Source organism: Proteus columbae (assembly GCF_002777965.1).
GTDB classification, from domain to species: domain Bacteria; phylum Pseudomonadota; class Gammaproteobacteria; order Enterobacterales; family Enterobacteriaceae; genus Proteus; species Proteus columbae.
In genome coordinates this window covers 163921-186042 of the sequence record NZ_NGVR01000021.1, presented here as the reverse complement: position 1 = coordinate 186042, position 22122 = coordinate 163921, and the positions used below count along the sequence as shown (strand labels likewise).

Genomic DNA, 22122 nt, shown 5'->3' with positions numbered 1-22122 from the left:
ATTTTCAAATAATAAACATATTAAAAATAAGTGAAGATAATTTATTGTTATTTTTATAAATAAAAAATTAGTTATATTTTATTTAAAACATATTCGATTAATCATTCTAAAATAAAAAACACACACTAAATTAATGAAAATATTAACAAAATAATAAGAAGTTATTCTTATACACTAGAAAATAAAACGCCTATTATTCATTTTGTTAAAATGATGACATGATATTAAATACACTCACTCATTGCCATTTTTTTTAACTATTCTGAGTTAGCCCACATTGAGTATGATAATTATACTAGCAATAGAATGGTATATTCGTTCTATTGCATTTTTATTTAATCTTATTGTTAGATATTAAAATCATCTCATTCTCTTTTGTTTCTCACCGCTTCTCTTTAATAAAAAAACACAAAGTACTCCATCTTTTTATTGATAAATTTAGTAAAAGAGTCAAAACGTTTACTTTATCTTTAATATGGAAAAAATTACCATTTTTAAAGTTAAGAAAGGTAATATTTTCTCAAAATTTGTACAATCTTAGTAAATTCAGAAAAAACTTTCTCCCATAAATTCAGTATGATGGTTGTATTAAAAATAGAATAACCCTTTGAATTCTCATACTGTTTATTGGATGCATGCAATGAAAGAACCATTATCTTCTCGTTGGAAAATATTGATAGCGGCAGTTAAACAACAAGTTAAACCCGCTTTAGGTTGTACAGAGCCTATTTCGCTTGCATTGGCGGCTGCAACAGCAGCACGTTACTTACAACACGCGATTACTCGTATTAGCGCCGAAGTCTCCCCTAATTTAATGAAAAATGGTATGGGCGTTACCGTACCCGGCACAGGTATGGTGGGATTATCCATTGCTGCAAGCCTAGGTGCTGTCGGTGGTGACAGTGAAGCTGGTTTAGAAGTATTAAAAAATACAACGCCTGAGCAAGTTGAACAAAGCAAAGCACTACTAGCCTCTGGCATTGTTAATGTTTCAATTAAAAAAGCCTGCCAAGAAGTTCTTTATAGTGAAGTCACCGTTGAAGATGGTGAAAACAGAGCAACGGTCATTATTGCGGGCACTCATACTAATATTGTTAAAATTATTCATAACGGTCATGTTGTTCTTGATAACACTTGTGCTGGCGCAGAACAGACTGCATCACCTTGCGAAATAAAAGAAACGTTAACCCAAACCAATACTCAAGAAATTTACCAGTTTGTTACTCAAACTCCAGTAGAAGAAATTTCTTTTATCCTTGAGTCAGCACACTTAAATGATGCGCTATCAAAAGAAGGTTTGAACAATACTTATGGTTTACATATTGGGCAAACTTTGCAGCGCCAGCAGCAACGTGGCTTATTAGCAAAAGATTTACTATCAGAAATCATGATCCGTACTTCTGCGGCGTCTGATGCTCGTATGGGGGGTGCCGTTTTACCCGCAATGAGTAATTCTGGCTCAGGTAACCAAGGTATTGCCGCAACGATGCCTGTTGTAGTGGTTGCTGAATATTTACAAGTTGGCGAAGAGAAAATGGCAAGAGCATTAATGCTTTCCCATTTACTGGCTATTTATATTCACCATAAATTCCCTGCGCTATCTGCGTTATGTGCAGCAACAACAGCATCAATGGGCGCTGCGGGTGCAATTGCATGGCTAATGGATGAACGTTACGAATCTATGGCTATGGCAATTAGTAGCATGATTGGTGATATCAGTGGTGTGATTTGTGATGGTGCTTCAAATAGCTGTGCGATGAAAGTTTCTACCGGAGCAAGTGCTGCTTATAAAGCTGTGTTAATGGCGCTAGACAATACTTATGTAACAGGTAATGACGGCATTGTCGCTCATGATGTTGATTCTACAATTGAAAATCTATGTGCACTAGCAAGCCGTGCAATGCAACATACCGATGTTCAAATTATTGAGATCATGGAATATAAAGCCGTTGCTAATGGCTAATTTGAACGTTTAAAAAAAGCACCCCATAATGTTGGTTATTATGGGGTGAAAAATAAGATCCTAGGAACAGGATCCTCCTCAAGTCAGGAGCTTATCAATATTCGTTACTGCTATTTACGGCTACTACAGTTCAACTACTACGGTTACTTTACTACTCTACTTCTTACTACTTGTTACTGCTTTTTAACACTCACTACAGGGTATTAGGTTAATGAGCCTTCTCTTCTGTGCTAGGCATCAATGCATCAAAATTGGCTCTTATCTCTTCTTCTGGTAATTGAATACCAATAAAGACTAATGTGCTTTGACGAGTTTCATCTTCATTCCACGGTCTATCCCAATCAGCACTATAGAGGCGTTGTACACCTTGGAATAACAAGCGATTAGGTTGGTCTTTAATATTTAATATCCCTTTATAACGCAAAAGATTATCAGCAAAGCTTAATAATAATTTTTCCATTACATCTGAAACTTCTTGTAACTCAACGGGATAATCAAATTTTAATACAATCGAATTGATGTCATCTTGCTTATCAGCCTGATAACGAAATAGGGGCTGTTTTACATCGAGATTATCGTTCAACATAAAACCTTTTACGTTAAACAGTAATCCTAAATCAATTTGTCCATGAATAACGGTATGCACCGGTGCTCTGGCATTAATGCGTCTTAATCGTGCCATTAATTCAGGAGAGGCTGGAGTAACGTCTGTTTTCGTTAACAGAATGCGGTCAGCATAACCAATTTGTGATTGTGCAATCGTAAATTGATCCAGTTGTTGCTGAGCATGAACATTATCAACAAGCGTGATAATGCCATCTAATAAATAACGTTGGCAGATTACCTCATGAGAAAAGAATGTTTGGCTAATAGGGCCGGGATCAGCCATGCCAGTGCATTCAATAACTAATCTATCAAACTCGATTTCACCGCGATCCAGACTGTCACATAAGTCTAATAGCGTATCTTCTAATTCATTCGATTTACTACAACAAATACAACCATTGGTCAGTGTTTTTATTTGAGTAGCTCTATCACCAATGATTTCATCATCAATAGGTACTTCACCAAATTCATTTTCAATAACGGCAATTTTATAGCCATGCTCTTCATTAAGCATATGGCGTAAAAGTGTTGTTTTTCCTGATCCTAAAAAACCGGTCAGTATTGTCACTGCAATAGGTTCCATCATTTATCTCCTTTACAGATCATTAGCAACAGCGAAAACCGCCTTTACCATCACCACCGCCATAACGGGCTTCCTGACGCTCACGGAAAAACTCGTTATAGGTCATAACAGGCTTATCTGGATGGTTATCTTTCATGTGTTGCACATAATTATCGTAATCAGGAATACCTATTAGCATACGTGCTGCTTGTCCTAGATATTTTCCAGCTTGTCCTAAATTACCAAACATAAGTTTCTCCTAAGCCCCGCACTGGCAAGCCAGTACGGGGATTTAACCTATCAACCTAAATTAGTGACCTGAGGACACTTTTACATCTTTTGGCATAGGAACATACGGTGTTTCTTGTGCTGTTTCTTCTGGATTTTTACGTGCTTTCATTGCAGTACGGAAACCGTAGAAAATGATGCTGTAAACAACCACTAAGAACAGAATACTTAAGCCAGCATTGGTGTAGTTGTTAATTACAATATGATTCATATTGGTAATTTCAGCCGCAGTTAAGTCAGCACCACCTGCTAAGATCTTCGCTTTGTATTCATTTGCTAAGTAGAAGAAACCTTCCATTTGTGGATCATCGCTGAGAAGTTTCAGACCTAATGCCCATGTTGTACAAATTAATAACCATACTGCTGGAACAACTGTTACCCAGATATATTTAGTACGTTTCATCTTAATTAAGATAACAGTACCTAATACCAGAGCAACTGCCGCTAACATTTGGTTTGAAATACCAAACAGTGGCCACAAGCTCTTAACACCGCCTAATGGGTCAACAACACCTTGGTATAACAGATATCCCCATAACCCTACGCAACCCGCAGTACCAATCACACCTGGAATAAACGAGTTTGTTTTCTTCAGGTAAGGAATAAAGTTACCTAATAAATCTTGAAGCATAAAGCGGCCAGAACGTGTACCCGCATCTAATGCAGTCAAGATGAAGAGTGCTTCGAACAGGATACCAAAGTGATACCAGAAGCCCATATCTGCGGCAGGGATGATTTTGTGGAATACCATCGCGATACCGACTGCTAAAGTAGGCGCACCACCAGCACGGTTCAAGACAGAAGGCTCACCAATGTCTTTTGCTGTTTGTAAAATTTCATCAGGCGAGATAACAAAGCCCCATGAACTTACCGTTGCAGCGACATGCACTGTGGCTTCTTTTAACTGCCCCATGATAACAGCGGTATTTTCACCACCTAATTCATGCAGGTTTGGCATTGTTATACCTAATCCTGCTGGCGGTGTATTCATTGCAAAATAGAGGCCCGGTTCAATAATAGAAGCCGCAACTAATGCCATGATTGCAACGAATGATTCCATTAACATCGCACCATAACCGATGAAACGTGCATCCATTTCATTAGCAATAAGTTTAGGCGTAGTACCTGAAGCAATCAGTGCGTGGAAACCTGATACAGCACCACAAGCGATAGTGATAAATAAGAATGGGAATAAAGCCCCTTTCCACAGTGGACCTGTACCATCAATATATTGAGTTACAGCTGGCATTTTCAGCTCAGGGTTTAAAATAACGATACCCACAGCTAAACCAACGATAACCCCAATTTTCAGGAATGTGGCTAAGTAATCACGAGGTGCAAGAATTAACCAAACTGGTAGTAATGCGGAAACGAAAGCATAACCAATCAAGCCGAAGGTGATTGTTGTATCTTTAAAGGTTAATGCAGGACCCCAGTATGGATCGTGAGCAATAACGCCACCAAACCAAATCGCAGCAATCAGCAATACAATACCAATAACAGAGACTTCACCGACACGACCCGGACGGATATATCGCATGTAGATACCCATAAACAGGGCAATTGGTACTGTTGAACAAACAGTGAACACACCCCATGGGCTTTCTGCTAATGCTTTAACAACGATAAGCGCAAGCACTGCAAGAATGATGATCATGATAAGGAAACAGCCGAATAAAGCGATAGTACCCGGAATAGGACCCATCTCTTTCTTTATCATCTCACCAAGTGAGTTACCATTACGGCGTGTTGAAATAAACAACACCATAAAGTCTTGTACTGCACCAGCAAGCACAACCCCAGCTAATAGCCAAAGTGTACCCGGTAAATACCCCATCTGCGCAGCAAGCACTGGACCCACTAGAGGACCTGCACCCGCGATAGCCGCAAAGTGGTGACCAAATAAAACATAACGGTTTGTTGGAACGTAGTTCAAACCATCATTGTTAACAACAGAAGGTGTTGCTCTAGTTGGATCAAGCTTCATCACTTTTTGAGCGATGTAAAGACTGTAATAACGATAAGCAACTAAGTAGACAGCAACAGAAGCAACAACTATCCATAGCGCACTGACGTGTTCACCACGACGAAGTGCAACCACTGAAAGACAAAAAGCACCGATAATCCCAAGGATCACCCAAGGTACGTGCTTTAAAAATGCATTTTTGTTCATGAGACACCTTTTTTTCAGGCAAGACCGAACAGCCAAAGAGTAATGCGGGACAGCTGAGAATGATTTGAGCGAATATGAGAGACAACTGCCCGCTGCTACATAATAAGAAGAATGAGATATGAACAGTGCGACTAAATCGCTTAGCGGTTGTATAACGAATTAAGCGGTCTGTTTTCTAAGTTGAGTGGTTCTGTCTTTTTGAAAAGGCTATTTTTTTGTGATCTAGATAACAATTTTATTTCTTTCAATAAGTTAGAAAATCACCAAATAGAAGAAAACCTCCTTTTTACTAACAAAAAAGGAGGTTTTTTATAACATTATTTAATTGAATGGTAATTATTGGCTAAATTGAACTGATATCAAAAGTACATTACCTTTTCGAGCCGGTGAACCATTAAAACGCCATTGATATGCAGCATCAATAACAGCATTATCTATGCTCATGTCACCACTGCCAGATTTCAATAACACCACAGTAGGAATACCTTGAGGATCAACATCAAGTTGTAAGATCATCTCCCCTGTTTTAGGTGCGGTGTCAGGTGCATTCACTTTCGGTAATGTCTGATCGCTGCCTTTAATATTCGCTGATGAGAAATCAATACTAAATGTCCGGTTTGATTGCTCAACAACTTTGCTGTTTAACGGCTTGCGTATCACTTTACTATTCGGATCTGATGCGGGTATTGCACGTTGAGCTAATTGAATCTGAGTTAAGTCATCACTGAGATAATCATCTGAAGGCTTAACTTCAATACCTTCAGGTAAATAACGCATATCCATCCGTGCTCGTAAGGTTTGATAGCGTTCTAAGCGAGCATCCTCAAGTGTATCCATTACCATGCGCATTTCTAACATTTGCATAAGCGAACCAACACTTTCTTTGGATTTTTGCTGTGAAGCTTTAGCAAATGCACCTGCTGCAATTTCAGGATCTTCATCAAGCCATGTTATGCCCCATCCTAACCAGACATCTTCACGATCGGGTTCTAATGCAATAGCCTGTTCAAAATGAGTACGCGCTTTCAATAATAAGGTTTGCCAATATTCTTTATTTTGTGGATAAATTTTAGGGGATCCCTCTAAGTTGTTAGTACCCACGTTGTAATATTGCAATTCAAAACGTGCCACCACTCTAACAACATCAGCATTATCTTGATGCAGAGCGAGTTTCTCATTTAAGAAACGAATACTATTATCCCAACTTTCATGGTTATTTTTACCATTAGGCAATGCTTGCAACTCTTTTAAAATGGCTTGTAACGCGGCACGCTTTTCTTGCTGTTGTTGAGATAATCTAGGGTAATAAGCTGAATAAGGATTATAGCTAGAGCGAGTAGCTTCGCTTTCATCTTCTAATTCAGGTGATTGCTTTTTCAGTTCTGTATAAGCACTTTCAGTCAGTGTTATCCCTTTTGTATCTTGTCTCGCATAAGCTTTAACCAATTTTATCAATGTTGATTGTTGCTTAACCGCATACTCTTTCCAACCAAGGCGGGTACTTTCAAAACGAACAGTCACACGTTGGCGATACCCGTCTTTGTTTGGCATAAAACGCCAATGGCGAGCGGCTTTCACAGCTTGATCATCAAAAGCATTAACACCACTGCTATTTTGCACCCAGAGCCCTGAAATACGCCCTTGAGGATCGACATCAACGGATAAAATAACATCTGCACGAGCGATATATTTTCTGATTGTTGGATAACGGATCTCAGTTAAGTTTTTTACTTCATTAGGTGATTCAACGATCACTTCTCCGGGATACTCTTTTCCCATCATTGATTGCATTTCAAGATAAGTGGTTAAATCATTATTAATTGCGTTACTCACTGGTAATCGTTGATTTGCCAACGTTGTAACATCTTCTGGAGGAAGACTATTTTGTCGATAAAAACGATCTTCAATAACACGCGCTTGTAATATCTGATAAACCTGACGCTGATTTTCAGTAAGCTCTGAAATCGCTTTTTTCAACAACTGTTGTGCTGAAATATCATTATGACCTTGCTTAGCAAGTTTGAGCGTATCTGCCACCATTAAAGCTAACATCGCTTTTTCAATTTGTGCATCCAAAGAACGATGAGCAATATAAGTAAGTGCTAAAACTTGCCATGCCTCAGGTGATAATGGTGCCACAGCAATAACATTAATACCTGATTGTGTTAATTGAGCATCATTACTATTTGAAAGGGAAGCTAGTGCCTGAGCAACCATAATCTCTGGTTGATTTAATAACCAGTCGCCATAAAAATTGAGTGTTTTTACAGCTTCTGCACGTTCTGACGTTCCCTTGGTATGAACTAAATAAGCTTCTTTCGCTTTTGTTGCCGCAGTCACATCATCACTAAAATAATCCAATCCGGGTAAAGCAACTCGCGCTTTCTCAATAGCGCTAATGGCTGCCAACGCTTTAGATTGATTAGACCGAATAACATTACGGATCTCATTTTCACTATTAACAACAAGATAATGATAATTTTGCCATTCAGATTGTTCGATATTTTGTAAAACAAAACGACGACGATCTTCTAATTCACTCGTTGGGATCACCGAAAATGACACACCCAGCGCCATTAAAAGCACAAGTCCACCACCGCCTAAATAGTAAATATTTTTAGCTCGCCACGATTGCAATAACATAACAATCGTCATAATAAGAGAGCCTAGCCAAACTCCCAGCAAGAAATTACGCTCATCAAAGCGAACAGATGAGGGGAGAATTTTGCTATTAAAACTATCAATTAAGCTAAAGGTTGAAACTAAAAAGGCTGGCAACCAAAAAGGGAACAGTAACGTTATAACGCCAATAATAATCAGGATCAGCTTTATTCTTTTTTTCATGTTATTTTCCCTAACCTATGGCTTTCTTTTCAAAATATGCATTGAAGGGAAAACAAAAATAACTAACAAAATAATGGCTGAAATCATTAAAAACATCACACTCAACATCGTTATTAGTATTTGTTCAATATAATCCGCTTTGATTAAATCTGCGATCCAGCTAGAACCTAAACTACCGCTGACTCCTTGTGGAATAAAGTTCATCAATAACAAACCCAAAAGCACAGGGACTATCATGGCAATAGCCGTATGTAATATGACTTTGGGTACTTTATTTATTGCATTTTTAACCGCAATAAATATCGCTGGAGGCTGAATAGGTTTCGCTGGTGTAGCTTGGGTTGGCGCTTGTCGGATATTCGCATTTTGTACTCTCTTTTGACGAACTTGCTCGCGTTGCGTCTGGTTTTGTTTCTGAGTAATTGCGACTTGCTGTAACTTCGTTCCTCTTGCACAAGCTGCGCAAGCCTTACCTGCAAAATGCTGGTGGTTTTTATCTTTTTGACAAACGACTAGCTGTTGCTTTTCGGGTTGTGCATATTCATAAAGTGCTGTCGTCCATGCTTTTGCACTTGGTCTTTGCGAAGGTGTGCCTGAAAACGCTTTATCAAAGAGTGTTCTTAGCTTATCCGGTAATTGTTTATGCCCACTGGCGACATTTGGTGTAATTAAATTATGTGTTTTTATGCCATAACCATAAAAACGCCCCGCAATACGCCTTGGAATATCTGTAGGTACTGTGTCATTTTTAGGACGACCACTAAAAGGGTGGATACCAAAATTAAGCAACTGGAAAATAATGACGGCTAAGGCAAATCGGTCTTGCCACTCTTCTTGAGATTCAGGAACGGTTTGTTTTGCTTGAAATTCAGGGGCAAGATATTCAACAGTAAATTGCCCTGCGGGAAAACGCGTATTCTCACCTTGGATACTAAATCCATCACAATCGAGAAGAGACATATACAGACTTGATTTATAAAACCGCAAATTCAGCGGTTTCATATCAATAATACGGTGCCCTTGCTGATGTAAAGCATCAATCAATGAGCAAAGGTTATATGCGAGGCTAACTTTCGCCCCCATTCCCGTGGGTAAACCATGAGCTTTAGCTTGGCGTTCTTGAAGAATATATTCCAACTCAATGGTATTTTTGACATCAAGTTCAGGCATCACAAAGCCAACAAATTGCTTTTGGCTATCGTATAAACGTGCTTGAGGCCATGCGAGTTGGATAATAGGCGTATCGTTAACAGAAACAGGCTTTAATGCAGGTTCTAACTTCTGCATTGCCGTGATCTTTTTCAGATAATAGGCTTTATCAATTTTGTCATGATAAATTTTTGAGACTTGGAAAGGTGCATTATCAATATGACTAACGCTACCTGCACCTCCGCTTTTTATCAAATTACCTATTTGATAAATCTTACCGTTTTCATCTTGTAGTTGTGTCGATATAGGTTTGCTTGTTTTTTGTTTCTTTGCCTTTACCACAACTCTTCATCCCTGATACAAATCACTAAAGTCTTATCATCGCCCGTAATTGCGTGTGTTCGAGGATCAGACAACGTTCCTGCTAATGCCTCACTGCCGCTGTCTTCTGATACAGTTTTTAAATAACGAATAACAGGAGTGATAAACGGCTCGTAAAGGGCATCGCACGCTTTATTCATGGCAAAAGGCTGTACACCATCAGACATCAAAATAACTTGTTTTACTGGTTTGTTTAGGGGGATCACGCGTAGATGCGCTTCCCAATTTTCTGACGTCACAAACCAAGTTTGATTCGCATACTCTCCATTTTCAGGCTGTGATACATAACTTGTACCATCACAGTATTCCACCACTGCAATACCGTCACCCAAATGAAATAAATAGCCACTATCATCACCAACCCAACATGCAACCAGTGTTGATGCATATTCATTTAGCGCACACTGCTTTATTTCTGCATATTCAGCCAGTTGGAGGCGAATATCTTCAATAAGTTGTTTAGCCCCTTGTGTTATCTGTTTTTCGGTTAACAAATCAATGTTTGGCCACTCTGTAATACGTAGCGTAAATAACCGAGCAACAAGCTGAGCACCTTGTTCACTATAACGAGAGGAGCCTGCACCATCACAAACAGCAGCGATAAGATATTCACCTTTACGACGAATAAAATAAGCATCCTGACAGGGAATTTGACGTTCTTGATGAGCAATACCTGTCACAGATGCCCCATAAGCTAACCAATCATTCATCAAACAGGTACACTCGCCCAAGAATCAGTTGAAGGTAATTGTGCCGTACCACCCGGTGTTGATTGAGAAACCACCTGCATACTGGCACTTAGCCATAAGAATAATTCTTTAAATTGCAGCCCTTTAAGCATTTTTACACCATTAACACCATTGCGGCTAAAACTTCCCATGACTTCTGCTGATGCACCATCAACCATGATAGGGAATACCGCTGTTTTTTGGCTTTCTTCTGCTTGACGACAAAGCTGCGCTGCCTGTTCCCATTGGTCTGTCGGAACACCATCAGACATTAAAAATAGCCAAGGACGAGTATAAGCAACGCCCGCTTGTTTAAAGCGCTGTTTTTCAGCTTCAATTTCTTCAAGTGCTAGCGTAATGGCTTGCCCCATCGGCGTTGTACCATTTGCCTCTAAAACAGGTGCTGTAAAGTCCATTGCATCTTTCCAATCACCATGAACTGTACATTGGTCATATCCGCCATATTCAATAACCAGAATACGGACACGCTTAGCCGCAATTACATCGTTTTTAAGTTCTTGTTCGAGTAATTTAAGCCCTTCATTTAATTGTTGAATAGGTTGACCATACATACTGCCAGAGCTATCTAGCACTAAGATCAGAGGGGTTCTTTGTTCACTATTATCAACCAAGGCTACGTCAGGGATCATTAGATGCTCCATCATTCAGTTATTATTTTTCATGATAATTAATAATGTAACATAAAGATGCAAAATTCATCAGAAAGAAAAAAGCGATAAAGTGAAGATAAAGATATTTCTTAGAAAAAGCTCGCCTTAAAGCTCAATGGATTAATTTTTAGCTAAAACAGCGACTTTTTTCAAAGTTTAAGATGAAAAAAGCACCTCATTACATTAAGTAAAGAAGTGCTTTTTTAATAAACTATTTATGATGTTAATAGTGGATTTTTTGGCGTCCAGCGATAGAGTGCGAAAGCGTTGTACCATCAACCATTTCAAGCTCACCTCCCACAGGAACTCCATGGGCAATTCGGCTAGCAGCAATATCATACTGAGCACAAATTTCAGCAATATAATTGGCTGTTGCTTCACCTTCAACGGTCGGGTTTGTCGCCAAGATCACTTCTGAAATAGTCTCTTGGCTTAAGCGCTCTTCAAGTCTATCTAAACCAATATCCATGGGTCCAATACCATCTAAAGGGGATAAATGCCCCATTAAAACAAAGTATCGACCCGCAAACTGCCCTGTCTGCTCGATAGCATGAATATCCGCAGGACTTTCGACAACACAAATTTGCCCATTTTGCTGACGGCGAACATTAGCACAGATGGTGCAACGCTCTTCTTCAGTAAAAGTTCGGCAATCGCAGCAATGGCCAATTTCAGACATTGCACGCGTGAGTGCTTGTGCAAGTCGCATACCACCGCTTCTATCGCGTTGAAGTAGTTGGAAAGCCATTCGTTGCGCTGATTTAGGCCCGACACCGGGTAAACAACGCAACGCTTCCATTAATGATTCAAGAAGTGGGCTGGTTTGCATTAGAATGGCATCTTAAAGCCTGGTGGCAATTGCATACCGTTAGAAACAGAGGCCATTCTTTCTTTTTGTGTTTCATCAATACGACGCGCAGCATCATTAAAGGCAGCAGCAATCAGATCTTCTAGCATCTCTTTGTCATCTTCTAGCAGGCTAGGATCGATTTCAACACGACGGCAATTATGAGCACCATTGATAGTGATCTTAACTAAGCCAGCGCCAGATTCACCTGTCACTTCTAAGTTTGCGATCTCTTCTTGCATTTGTTGCATTTTTTCTTGCATTTGTTGGGCTTGCTTCATCAGATTACCCAAACCACCTTTTCCGAACATAATTGTCTCTCTTTGTAAAAGCCACACAGTATGAAGTCATACAACATGTTGCGATTAAACAGGTCGGATACTCTCTTCATCCAATTCAGCATCAAAATATTGCTGTAATGTTTGAATCGTTTTATCCGTAATAATCGATTGACGCGATAACGCCAATTTTTCATCATAAATGGCTTGTCGCCACTCCAACGGTGTTTTTACCGCTGGATCATCATCTTCTATAATTGTGAGTGAAATTGCTTTTCCATGCAATTCACTTAACGCATTAGTAAGCGTGCGTAACGCATTTGCTGAATTTAAATGTTTCTGTTTAGTTCGTAAATGCAAAATAACGTTTTCTTCGTTTACTGTCTCTTTATACGCATTTAATGCCAGCTGTTGCACCAGTTTAGGTAGTGGCATTTTGTCAATTTCAGCAGCCCACGCATCTCTTTCTTGCGACTCTTTCGCAATTTTTGCTGCTAATTCAGGTGTTTTTTCATATTCGAGAACTTCTTTGATCTCTTTTGGTGAAGAAACAACCTCTTGCGTTGACATTTGCTCAGGGTTTTGCGGACGCCACTGATACTCTTCTTTTTTCTTTTTTTCAGGTGCATTAGTTTGACGCTTCGCAACTTGTTGGCGTTTTTCACTCACGGCTGCTAGCCGCTCTAATGCACTAGCAGCCGGCTTAGCCCGATTAGGCGTCGCCGGTTCAGACTTTTTTGGCGGAGTTTGTTGTTCCGTCCCCTTTATTGCCTGCCTTGCTCTTAAAAGTTGTGCCGCGGGGCTATTACCTAATGAAGCACTATTTTCTATTGGTGAAGAAGATTGGTGAGCCATTTGAGGCGAATGAGTCTGCACAGTTTGCGGGGCATGATGTTCAGACATTCTATTCGTAGGCAATGATGCTGAAGGTAAAGTTTGTGCTAATGGCGCAGAAGGTATTTCATCAATCACTGTTTTAGGATGAAAAGCAAGCGCACGTAGCAGAGTCATTTCAACCCCCATGCGTCTATCTGGCGCATAAGCCAGTTCTTTTCGCCCTACTAATAAGGTTTGATAATAGAGTTGCAAATCTTGTGGAGAAACAGATTTAGCCAATAAACGTAGGCGTTCTTGAGTAAATTGCTCTTGAGGATTTTCTTCACTAGGCAATAACTGCAACATTGCAATTTGATGTAGTAATGAAAGTGTTTCAACCAAGAAATTTTCCCAGTCAGTACCTCTTGAAGCGACTTCATTAACCAGCGACATGACCTGTTGACCATCCGCTTTTACCAGTGCTTCAATCAATGCTAAAGGCTGAGCGTCATCAATAGTGCCAAGCATTTGGCTAACCACTTCCGCACTGACGACACCTTCGCCACTTGCGATAGCTTGGTCTGTTAAGCTTAATGCATCTCGCATACTGCCATCAGCGGCACGAGCAATAAGTTGACGCGCTCTTACATCATTTTCAATATGCTCTGCTGATAGCACTTTTTCGAGCTGTGTCGCAATTTGGTCAATATCTAATGCTCGCAGATGGAATTGCAAGCAACGCGATAAAATTGTGACAGGTAGTTTTTGTGGATCAGTTGTCGCTAATAAGAATTTAACGTGCTCTGGTGGTTCTTCTAATGTTTTTAGTAGCGCATTAAAACTATGACGAGAAAGCATGTGAACTTCATCAATCAAGTAAACCTTAAAGCGTCCACGCGCTGGCGCGTACTGCACATTATCCAGCAGTTCACGGGTATCTTCTACCTTAGTACGAGATGCAGCATCGATTTCAATTAAATCGACAAAACGCCCTTGTTCTATTTCAAGGCAATTCGCACATTGACCACAAGGTTTACTCGTAATACCTGTTTCACAATTGAGCCCTTTGGCAAATAATCGGGCAATAGTGGTTTTTCCGACACCTCTGGTGCCAGAAAAAAGATAGGCGTGATGAAGTCGCTGATGATCAAGACCATTAGCTAAAGCAGTCAACACATGACGTTGACCAACAACATCGTTAAAAGTTTGTGGGCGCCACTTACGGGCAAGTACCTGATAGCTCATTGATTCCGCTAAATTTGAACAAGATTTATCTCTATGCTAACACAGGGACGACCTATTGAGCGAGATCTGTAAGAAACAAATGAGATATTGGAGAAAGAACCAGCAGAAATTTAAGGTAAAGATAAGAGGTAACAATTGTGCGGGCAATATACATTTATAAAAATAAAAAAACTTATAAACGATATATAAACACCCGCACTCTTACTTGTGTTTATGATAAGAACTTAATTAGCTCTTCTCTAAACAGTGAAGATATTAATGTCCTGGGAAATCAACCAGAGTAAAGCTGTGAACACCTTGTTTTTCTAAGCGTTCGATACCGCCTAAATCAGGTAAGCAGATAATGAATGCAGCTTCTGTCACTGTACCACCTAAACGGCGGATCAGACGAGCAGTTGCTTCAATGGTGCCACCTGTTGCTAGTAAATCATCAACCATTAATACTTTGTCTTGATCCGTAATGCTATCTTTGTGGATCTCTAAAGTATCTGTGCCGTATTCCAGATCATAAGTTTCACTGAGCGTTTCGCGAGGCAATTTACCTTTTTTACGAACAGGAACAAAACCAACACCTAGGCGTAAAGCGACAGGAGCACCAAATAGGAAACCACGCGCTTCGGTACCCACAACTTTAGTGATACCCTGACCTTGATAGTGTTCTACCAATAAATCAATGGTTGCCTGATATGCAGCAGGATTATCCAATAATGTAGTGATATCACGGAATAATATCCCTTCTTTTGGATAATCAGGAATGGTTTCAATACTGTCTTTAATAAATTGCAGTTGTTGCGCGTTAGCAGTCATAATCAGTGCCATAATAAAAAACGAAACGATAGAATCTATGCAATATGCCGTCAAAATGCAACAGAAAGCCAATTAACAACTCTTTTTTGTTGCTTTAAGTCAATTCATGTTTTTATCAAAACAGGGACAAGAACCAGATGAATAAACCTGATCCTTTAAGCTTATTTAAAAAACAGATAGACAATCTAGCCGAAACAGTGGCGCCAATTGCAAACAAAAAAATTGCAGCACCTTGCTTCGACACGGCACTATTCCACCGCCGAAGTGATTCCCTTGGTGGCTACATGCAACAGATCCGCGATAATTTTATCCAGTTAATCGCTTGTGTTGAGGCACAACGAAGCCAGCAGGTTAAATTTCTGGCCACACAAATCCTACAACAAATTGAAGCATTAACTCGTGAATTATCGACACAAACACTAAGAAAGCAAGAGAACCAGCTTACTCAACGAAAAAAAAGTGTCGATTTATACCAAAAGCTTGCCCAACATCAGGATTATGAGCGCCGATTACAGGCAATGATCCAAGATAGAGAGCTTTCATTAGCGCAGGCACAGAGCTTTATGAAGCAACAAGAGTTACAAAAAGAGATTGCCGCTCTTGAAAATCGCCTTGCGCGCTGCAAAAACGCCCTGTTCTCTATCGAAAAGAGCATTGAGAAACAAGAAGATAAATTTTAAAGGAAGTGATAATGAGTTTAAAAGAAGCGCCAGAGTCTGTTCAATTGGCAGTCGATCTTATCTATTTACTCGAAAGCCATCATATTGATCCTAAAACGGCACTAGAAGCCCTTGAGATTGTGCGCCAAGATTATGAAAAAAAATTAGCGACACAATCTACTCATTCATCCCTTTAATTAAGCAAAAGGCGTATTGGCTTCAGGTGTTGAGCCATCAAGGGGACGTTTTATCTCTTGTACTTCATCACCTTGTTTATTATGCAAATAGACATCAAGTTGGTTAAACGCAATATTGATATTATTTTCATTACATAGCTTATCAATAGCACGGTTAACTTCATCTATTGCAATACTTCTATCACCTAATGTTCTGACATAAAAACGTAAATCATGATTCAGGGTGCTTGCTCCAAACTCCGTAAATAGCACCACGGGTTCTGGCTCAGTCATCACTCTGGCGTTATCTTTAGCGGCCTTCATTAAGATCTCTTTGACCTTATCGAGATCAGAGCCATAAGCAACACCCACTTGAATAATAATACGTGTCACCGTATCAGATAATGTCCAGTTAATAAGCCGTTCAGTGACAAACGCTTTATTTGGAATAATCACTTCTTTGCGATCAAAGTCAGTCACTGTCGTTGCCCTAATACGAATTCGGCTAACTGTACCGGAATAAGTACCAATAGTAACCGTATCGCCAATTCTGACTGGTCTTTCGAACAAAATAATTAAGCCAGACACAAAGTTTGCAAATATTTCTTGTAAACCAAACCCCAAACCAACCGTTAAAGCTGCGGCTAACCATTGCAGTTTTTCCCATGCTACACCTAATATTCCCAGTGATACGATGGTTCCAATAGCAATAATAATGTAGGTTAAAATAGTTGTGATCGCGTAAGAAGCACCTTGTTGCAGTTTTATACGCGATAAAATTAATACCTCTAATAAACCCGGTAAATTTCGCGTCATAAACCAAGAAATTGCCATAATAGAAACAGACAATAATAGATCTGCAACAGTAACTGCCTTAACAACATTACCTAGTTCTGTCGGTAAAGTGTAACTCCAGAGCGTTATTCCATCTAAATAGGTAAAGACCGTAATAAAATCAGACCAAATTCCATAGAAACTGGAAGCAAAGATGATAAATAAGATCATCGTTGTCAGTCTTAATGATTGTTGATTGATTTGATCCATATCCATTGGTGGCTCTTGAATAGGTTCAAGACTGTTATCTTCACCTTCTTTTTTCTCTTTTAACATAGCTTGTCTACGTTCAAGAGCTCGACGATATGCAAGCCTTCTAGCCGCAACGGTTAATCCGCGCAAACTGGCGTGATAAGCAATAAACCACAACATAAGCAGATATAAACTATCAATCCAGCGGTTTGCTAAACGTAACGCTGTATAGTAATAACCAAAAATCACTAAACCCATTAAAATTAAAGGTGAAAATGTTAATAAAGTAATCACAACGGTTCTAACAACATGGTTACCTTTTTCTTGCCACATTTCACGGCAAAATGGCAGAGCGAAGAAGCTAATACCAAATAATGAAATAATCGCAACCAACTGCCCAATAACATCGCCCACCAGCAATAATGGATTATTAATACCATAAGCAGAAAGCAGAATAATAGGCAACATAGGAAGAGAAAGCCGTAATAAACGTTTACGGTTTTGCTGGACTCGTTCTACGGGAATTTTAAAATGTTTTACAGCAACACCATTGTCAGACATTAAGCGATAAGACCATTCGAACATCAGCCAAAATACCGCAAATTGCCAAGCGAAAGACCAGATAAATTCTTGTTGTACATTAAAGCTATTTATTAGCCAATATCCTATCGCTAAGACAAAACAAGACAGAGGTAATGTTTTGAGAAAAACGATCCCCAGTGCGAGTGGTGTATGTAACTGAGAATCTTTATTGAGTTTATTTATATCCCCATTGAGTTTTTCAAACTGAATATCGAGTTTTCTACGTTGCCAAATCAGTATTGAACCGAACAAAATTAACGCAATAAGAACAGGAAGTGATTTCTTAGCCCCGATCAGCAGATTTTCATTTGACCAATTAAGTTTAAAACCTTGAAACTCGGTAACCGCCTGCGCGGGGAATGTTGAAAACCAATTAAGATTAATTGGCTTATTACTGCTTACCCAGAAAATTTGCTGAGCCAATGTGTTTTCGAGTGAACTTACCACACTGCGTAATTGCTGTTGATCCATTTGTAGGTTAATCGAACCTGAGATTTGATTACCTAATTGGTTGTTGAGCTTATCAAGTAATTCTCGTCTAGCGTCAACAAGTAATTCTAATGCATTACGTAACTCTTTTTGTGCATTAGGATCCGTGGCTTCAGGATGAGCGACTTGGTATTCATGCATCAACTGATCAATATACATACTAGGCTGTATTATCTGATCGCGTTGTTTGTTTATTTCAAACTGCTCTAAACGTAAGTCCGCAATTTTATCCGGCAAGTTATTAATGAAAATACCATCAGGCAAGTCAACTTGCTCTTCAAATAAGATACGAGAAAGCAATAAGCTTCCTTTGAGCACATCAATTTGTTCTTTTAAATTTCGTTCAGATTGAATGGCTCTATCTAAACGATTTTTGACCATTAAGCTATGGCGATTTAATTCATTATTATTTTGCGTTGTAACAATCAGCTTATCACTAAGGTATTTATTGATTTCTGTTTGCGCTAAATAAAAAGAATTACTGTTAATTGCCTGATTTTCAAGCCCTGCACTTTGCGCTTCTTTCGCCGTTTCTTCTGAACTATCTAAACGCTTATCACTAATCTCGTCTTGAATTAGTTGAGCATGTTCTTGGGAAAGATCGATGTAAGCAGAACTATAATCACGTTGGAGTTGTAATAGGCTTTGTAACTGCACATTAGATTGTAAGGTGCGCTTTTGATAATTATTCTGTTGTTGAAGATAATATTGCTCTAATTGCAATAATTGTACTGCTGACGGTCGCATTTGTGCTTTGTCTGCACTACTTTTATTCAATAATATTCTTATTTGTTGCAGTCTTTCTGAGTTATTAAATAAAACAGATTGCGCCCTTTCTGGTTGTGTTTGTAACACAATAAGTTCATTACTGTAATTTGCTAAATCGTCTTGAGCTTTTTGTAATGATTGTAAGACAGTCTCTAATTGTGACTCTAACGTTGCTAACGGCAATGCTTCTAGTGACTTTTGATAGTCTTCTGCTTCTTTATTAGCGACTTTTTGTTTTAACTGATTAAGTTGATATTGTGCATTACGCAGTTTCTCAGGTAATTGCTCTACGGTTTTATCATAACTTGCTAATTTTTTTTCTAGCTGTTGAATGTTATCAAGTAATAAAAGAGATTGTTCCAAATCAGCAATCGTTAATTTATCTTCTGCACTTAACTCGCTACGTTTGTTTAATAAATTAAGCTGGTTTTGAATACTTTCTTGGGTGGGTAAATTATTGGGTACCGCAGCTAAAACTGAGGTGATGGAGAAACTCCAAAAAATAAACATAATAATCGTGACGAAGATAGTCGTCATTATTCGATTACTGAACTGAGAAAAAAAAGTTTGAGTACACATGGTTAAGCAACTTGTTCAATTAATATTGAAAAACTGTTTATTAGTATAATCCAATTACTTTAAATTGGCAGTGTAAACAGAACAAGTTGCTTGGGTTGTTTCTCGCCTGAGAAAACGAAATAGTGATCAGAAAGTCAGGATTTTATCAGCATCTAGTGTCCACTGTGCTAAATCGACTAATGTGCCTAATTCTGCACCATCAACAAGTGGTAAATCACTGATACCACGCGTATCTGTACATGTTTTGCATAGTTTAACAGGAACATTTTGCGCCGTTAAAATTTCCAGCATTTGCTGTAAGTTGTAGCCTTCTTTAGGTTGTTGACGAGCTAAAGCCCCAGTCACAGCGTCTGACATTAAAAAAATATTTAATTCAGTTTCTGGATGTTGTTCTTTTAATGTTATTGATAAACGCAGTGCGTTAAATAATGATTCATTGCCATAAGCTGCACCATTAGCAATAACTAATACCTTACTCATAAACATCTTCCTCAAGTTTAATAATAAATTAAGATGACGCCGATATTCTCATATTTGCGCTATGCTTTATCATATCAATAAAGCTATCAACCAAATATTGACTTTCATCTTTGATAGAAAAACTTTCTGGTGAAAATAACCAATTTTCGGCAAGACCTGTCATCATGGCTCTTAACATAATGGCGGCTCTTCTTAAATTAAGGTTTGCAGGAAGCTGTTTTTTTTCAATACAACGAGATAAAGACTGTTCTATTCTAGAGTGATCCGCTGCACACAATTCTCTGCGAATTTCAACAATTGGTGTCATTTCACCGACAAATTCGCATTTATGGAAATATATTTCTAAAAGTGCATTATGTTTAGGATCTTCTACAATTGATGTCAATATGTAAATAAGCAATTCTCTTAATACAAATAGTGGATCATCTGGGTATTTTGTTTGATACTCTATTTCTAAAGATTCTATTTTTAAGTCGGTGAGTTCGCACGCTTCGGTAAATAAATCCACTTTGTTTTTAAAGTGCCAATATATTGCTCCACGGGTAACACCAGCAGCGGCCGCAATATCTGAAAGCGATGTGGCAGAAACGCCTTGCACAGTAAACAGCCTAAGTGCAGCATCAATAATCTGCTGTCTTGTCTCTTGTGCCTGTCGTTTAGTTTTTCGTGCCATTAATCCTCGATTTTGACTGAAGTTAATTTACATACATTCATGTATGTTTGTACTATACATCGCAATCAATCATCAACTTAATTATTTTTATCCCGGGAAACAACGTTTGAATAGAGGTTTTCTTATGCGAAAAAACAGAGGGGTTTTGCCTCTGGCTCTGTTAGTGCTATCAGGCAGCTTGGTTCTTGCTGGATGTGACGACAAAGCTAAACAGTCTGCTGGAGGTCCACCTCCTGCACCGGCTGTCGGTGTTGTGACTTTAGGAGCTGAAGCTCTGACAATCACCACTGATTTACCAGGTCGTACATCAGCCTTCCGTATTGCTGAAGTTCGCCCTCAAGTTGGCGGCATTATTTTAAAACGCAATTATACAGAAGGTAGCTATGTAGAAGCTGGTACATCTTTGTACCAAATCGACCCAGCTATTTTTGAAGCAACTTTAAATAGTGCGCAAGCTGAATTAGCGAAAGCTAAAGCTAATGCTGAAATAGCTCGTCTCACAGTGGAGCGTTATAAGCCTCTACTTGGTACAAACTATGTCAGTAAACAAGATTTTGATACTGCAACGTCTCAGTACGCACAAGCTGTTGCTGCTGTTAAAGCAGGCGAAGCTGCTGTAACGACTGCAAAAATTAATCTTGAATATACAAAAGTAACGGCACCTATTTCAGGTCGTTCAGGTAAATCTACGGTGACTGAAGGCGCACTTGTCGCTCAAGGTCAGCAAGTAGCACTTACCACTGTTCAGCAAATTGATCCGATTTACGTCAACGTGACTCAATCGAGTGAAGATTACCTGAAACTTAAAAATGAAATTGAAAGTGGCGTTATTCGTCAAGAGCAAGGTAAACCTGTTGTTCATTTAACATTGACTAATGGGCAAACTTACGCACAGAAAGGTCATTTAGAGTTTTCTGATGTGACTGTTGATGAAACAACAGGCTCAATTACGATGCGTGCAATCGTACCTAACCCAAATGGGGAATTATTACCAGGTATGTTTGTTCGCACCAAGTTAGAAAATGGTATTCGTCAAAATGCAGTTTTGATCCCACAACAAGCCGTTGTTCGTACAGCTCGTGGTGATGCAACAGCAATGGTTGTTAATAAAGACAATGTTGTTGAAGTTCGTACCATTGAAGTGTCACAAGCTGTTGGTAATAAATGGCTCGTTAATAGTGGTGTTCAGGCTGGTGAGCGCGTTATCGTTTCTGGATTGCAAAAAGCAAAACCAAAAATGACAGTAACGCCTCAAGAAGAGAATTTAGATGCGAAGCCATCACCTGAACAAACTGAGCCAGCTAAGAATCCTCAATAAGGAGTCGGTGATCC

At 39.1% G+C, this 22122-nt stretch carries 18 protein-coding genes; 4 read left to right on the top strand and 14 right to left on the bottom strand.

Annotated elements, in window-relative coordinates:
- Positions 1–640 precede the first annotated feature (640 nt).
- Positions 641–1963 carry an L-cysteine desulfidase family protein gene (locus tag CBE70_RS10280; RefSeq protein WP_100159271.1) on the top strand — a complete coding sequence of 441 codons (1323 nt, stop codon included), beginning with the start codon at positions 641–643 and terminating at the stop codon, positions 1961–1963.
- A gap of 208 nt (positions 1964–2171) precedes the next feature.
- Here the strand turns inward: CBE70_RS10280 and yjiA are convergent, their stop codons facing one another.
- From yjiA to apt, 11 genes are all read right to left on the bottom strand, one after another.
- Positions 2172–3152: a GTPase gene (yjiA, locus tag CBE70_RS10275; RefSeq protein ID WP_100159270.1), complete on the bottom strand. Its 981-nt coding sequence runs from the start codon at positions 3150–3152 to the stop codon at positions 2172–2174.
- Positions 3153–3174: 22 nt separating this feature from the next.
- Positions 3175–3381, bottom strand: a complete 207-nt coding sequence (locus CBE70_RS10270) for a YbdD/YjiX family protein (RefSeq protein WP_004245057.1) — start codon at positions 3379–3381, stop codon at positions 3175–3177.
- A 60-nt stretch (positions 3382–3441) separates the two neighbouring features.
- Positions 3442–5592: a carbon starvation CstA family protein gene (locus tag CBE70_RS10265; protein ID WP_100159269.1), complete on the bottom strand. Its 2151-nt coding sequence runs from the start codon at positions 5590–5592 to the stop codon at positions 3442–3444.
- A gap of 336 nt (positions 5593–5928) precedes the next feature.
- Positions 5929–8436, bottom strand: coding sequence for a TonB family protein (locus tag CBE70_RS10260; RefSeq protein WP_100159268.1), 2508 nt, complete (start codon positions 8434–8436; stop codon positions 5929–5931).
- A 15-nt stretch (positions 8437–8451) separates the two neighbouring features.
- A complete protein-coding gene (locus CBE70_RS10255; protein WP_100159267.1) occupies positions 8452–9927 on the bottom strand; it encodes a DNA-binding protein in 1476 nt (491 codons plus the stop codon).
- A complete protein-coding gene (locus CBE70_RS10250; RefSeq protein WP_100159266.1) occupies positions 9921–10676 on the bottom strand; it encodes a PP2C family serine/threonine-protein phosphatase in 756 nt (251 codons plus the stop codon). The genes CBE70_RS10255 and CBE70_RS10250 overlap by 7 nt, the downstream gene beginning before the upstream one ends.
- The gene (locus CBE70_RS10245) at positions 10676–11344 is read right to left on the bottom strand and encodes a vWA domain-containing protein (RefSeq protein ID WP_227336451.1); all 669 of its coding nucleotides are present in this window, start codon (positions 11342–11344) and stop codon (positions 10676–10678) included. Before CBE70_RS10245 ends, CBE70_RS10250 begins: the two co-directional genes overlap by 1 nt.
- 244 nt (positions 11345–11588) lie before the next feature.
- A complete protein-coding gene (recR, locus tag CBE70_RS10240) occupies positions 11589–12194 on the bottom strand; it encodes a recombination mediator RecR (protein ID WP_069368552.1) in 606 nt (201 codons plus the stop codon).
- Positions 12194–12523, bottom strand: coding sequence for a YbaB/EbfC family nucleoid-associated protein (locus tag CBE70_RS10235; protein WP_023580840.1), 330 nt, complete (start codon positions 12521–12523; stop codon positions 12194–12196). Before CBE70_RS10235 ends, recR begins: the two co-directional genes overlap by 1 nt.
- Before the next feature lie 54 nt (positions 12524–12577).
- The gene (gene dnaX, locus CBE70_RS10230; protein WP_100159265.1) at positions 12578–14551 is read right to left on the bottom strand and encodes a DNA polymerase III subunit gamma/tau; all 1974 of its coding nucleotides are present in this window, start codon (positions 14549–14551) and stop codon (positions 12578–12580) included.
- Positions 14552–14806: 255 nt separating this feature from the next.
- Positions 14807–15358 carry an adenine phosphoribosyltransferase gene (gene apt, locus CBE70_RS10225; RefSeq protein ID WP_036911661.1) on the bottom strand — a complete coding sequence of 184 codons (552 nt, stop codon included), beginning with the start codon at positions 15356–15358 and terminating at the stop codon, positions 14807–14809.
- Between the two features lie 137 nt (positions 15359–15495).
- Between apt and priC the strand changes: the two genes are divergently transcribed.
- Together priC and rsmS are read left to right on the top strand one after the other, a co-directional pair.
- Positions 15496–16038, top strand: coding sequence for a primosomal replication protein PriC (gene priC, locus CBE70_RS10220; RefSeq protein WP_100159264.1), 543 nt, complete (start codon positions 15496–15498; stop codon positions 16036–16038).
- Between the two features lie 11 nt (positions 16039–16049).
- Complete coding sequence (rsmS, locus tag CBE70_RS10215) at positions 16050–16214, top strand: pleiotropic regulatory protein RsmS (RefSeq protein WP_099074235.1); 165 nt, start codon at positions 16050–16052, stop codon at positions 16212–16214.
- On the opposite strand, the gene mscK is transcribed toward rsmS, so the two are convergent.
- From mscK to acrR, 3 genes are all read right to left on the bottom strand, one after another.
- A complete protein-coding gene (gene mscK / locus CBE70_RS10210) occupies positions 16215–19595 on the bottom strand; it encodes a mechanosensitive channel MscK (RefSeq protein ID WP_232797389.1) in 3381 nt (1126 codons plus the stop codon). It abuts the gene before it with no gap.
- Positions 19596–19763: 168 nt separating this feature from the next.
- Positions 19764–20117, bottom strand: a complete 354-nt coding sequence (locus tag CBE70_RS10205; protein ID WP_023580846.1) for a DsrE/DsrF/TusD sulfur relay family protein — start codon at positions 20115–20117, stop codon at positions 19764–19766.
- Between the two features lie 28 nt (positions 20118–20145).
- The gene (gene acrR, locus CBE70_RS10200) at positions 20146–20790 is read right to left on the bottom strand and encodes a multidrug efflux transporter transcriptional repressor AcrR (RefSeq protein WP_100159262.1); all 645 of its coding nucleotides are present in this window, start codon (positions 20788–20790) and stop codon (positions 20146–20148) included.
- A gap of 124 nt (positions 20791–20914) precedes the next feature.
- Here acrR and CBE70_RS10195 point away from each other — a divergent pair, with 124 nt between their 5' ends.
- Positions 20915–22108: an efflux RND transporter periplasmic adaptor subunit gene (locus CBE70_RS10195; protein ID WP_100159261.1), complete on the top strand. Its 1194-nt coding sequence runs from the start codon at positions 20915–20917 to the stop codon at positions 22106–22108.
- Positions 22109–22122 lie beyond the last annotated feature (14 nt).

What these genes read in the sequence shown, in the direction of transcription:
- CBE70_RS10280 (WP_100159271.1), top strand. Translation starts at nt 641, where the DNA reads ATGAAAGAACCATTATCTTCTCGTTGGAAAATATTGATAGCGGCAGTT.
- yjiA (WP_100159270.1), bottom strand. Translation starts at nt 3,152, where the DNA reads ATGGAACCTATTGCAGTGACAATACTGACCGGTTTTTTAGGATCAGGA.
- CBE70_RS10270 (WP_004245057.1), bottom strand. Translation starts at nt 3,381, where the DNA reads ATGTTTGGTAATTTAGGACAAGCTGGAAAATATCTAGGACAAGCAGCA.
- CBE70_RS10265 (WP_100159269.1), bottom strand. Translation starts at nt 5,592, where the DNA reads ATGAACAAAAATGCATTTTTAAAGCACGTACCTTGGGTGATCCTTGGG.
- CBE70_RS10260 (WP_100159268.1), bottom strand. Translation starts at nt 8,436, where the DNA reads ATGAAAAAAAGAATAAAGCTGATCCTGATTATTATTGGCGTTATAACG.
- CBE70_RS10250 (WP_100159266.1), bottom strand. Translation starts at nt 10,676, where the DNA reads ATGAATGATTGGTTAGCTTATGGGGCATCTGTGACAGGTATTGCTCAT.
- CBE70_RS10245 (WP_227336451.1), bottom strand. Translation starts at nt 11,344, where the DNA reads ATGATCCCTGACGTAGCCTTGGTTGATAATAGTGAACAAAGAACCCCT.
- recR (WP_069368552.1), bottom strand. Translation starts at nt 12,194, where the DNA reads ATGCAAACCAGCCCACTTCTTGAATCATTAATGGAAGCGTTGCGTTGT.
- CBE70_RS10235 (WP_023580840.1), bottom strand. Translation starts at nt 12,523, where the DNA reads ATGTTCGGAAAAGGTGGTTTGGGTAATCTGATGAAGCAAGCCCAACAA.
- dnaX (WP_100159265.1), bottom strand. Translation starts at nt 14,551, where the DNA reads ATGAGCTATCAGGTACTTGCCCGTAAGTGGCGCCCACAAACTTTTAAC.
- apt (WP_036911661.1), bottom strand. Translation starts at nt 15,358, where the DNA reads ATGACTGCTAACGCGCAACAACTGCAATTTATTAAAGACAGTATTGAA.
- priC (WP_100159264.1), top strand. Translation starts at nt 15,496, where the DNA reads ATGAATAAACCTGATCCTTTAAGCTTATTTAAAAAACAGATAGACAAT.
- rsmS (WP_099074235.1), top strand. Translation starts at nt 16,050, where the DNA reads ATGAGTTTAAAAGAAGCGCCAGAGTCTGTTCAATTGGCAGTCGATCTT.
- mscK (WP_232797389.1), bottom strand. Translation starts at nt 19,595, where the DNA reads ATGACGACTATCTTCGTCACGATTATTATGTTTATTTTTTGGAGTTTC.
- CBE70_RS10205 (WP_023580846.1), bottom strand. Translation starts at nt 20,117, where the DNA reads ATGAGTAAGGTATTAGTTATTGCTAATGGTGCAGCTTATGGCAATGAA.
- acrR (WP_100159262.1), bottom strand. Translation starts at nt 20,790, where the DNA reads ATGGCACGAAAAACTAAACGACAGGCACAAGAGACAAGACAGCAGATT.
- CBE70_RS10195 (WP_100159261.1), top strand. Translation starts at nt 20,915, where the DNA reads ATGCGAAAAAACAGAGGGGTTTTGCCTCTGGCTCTGTTAGTGCTATCA.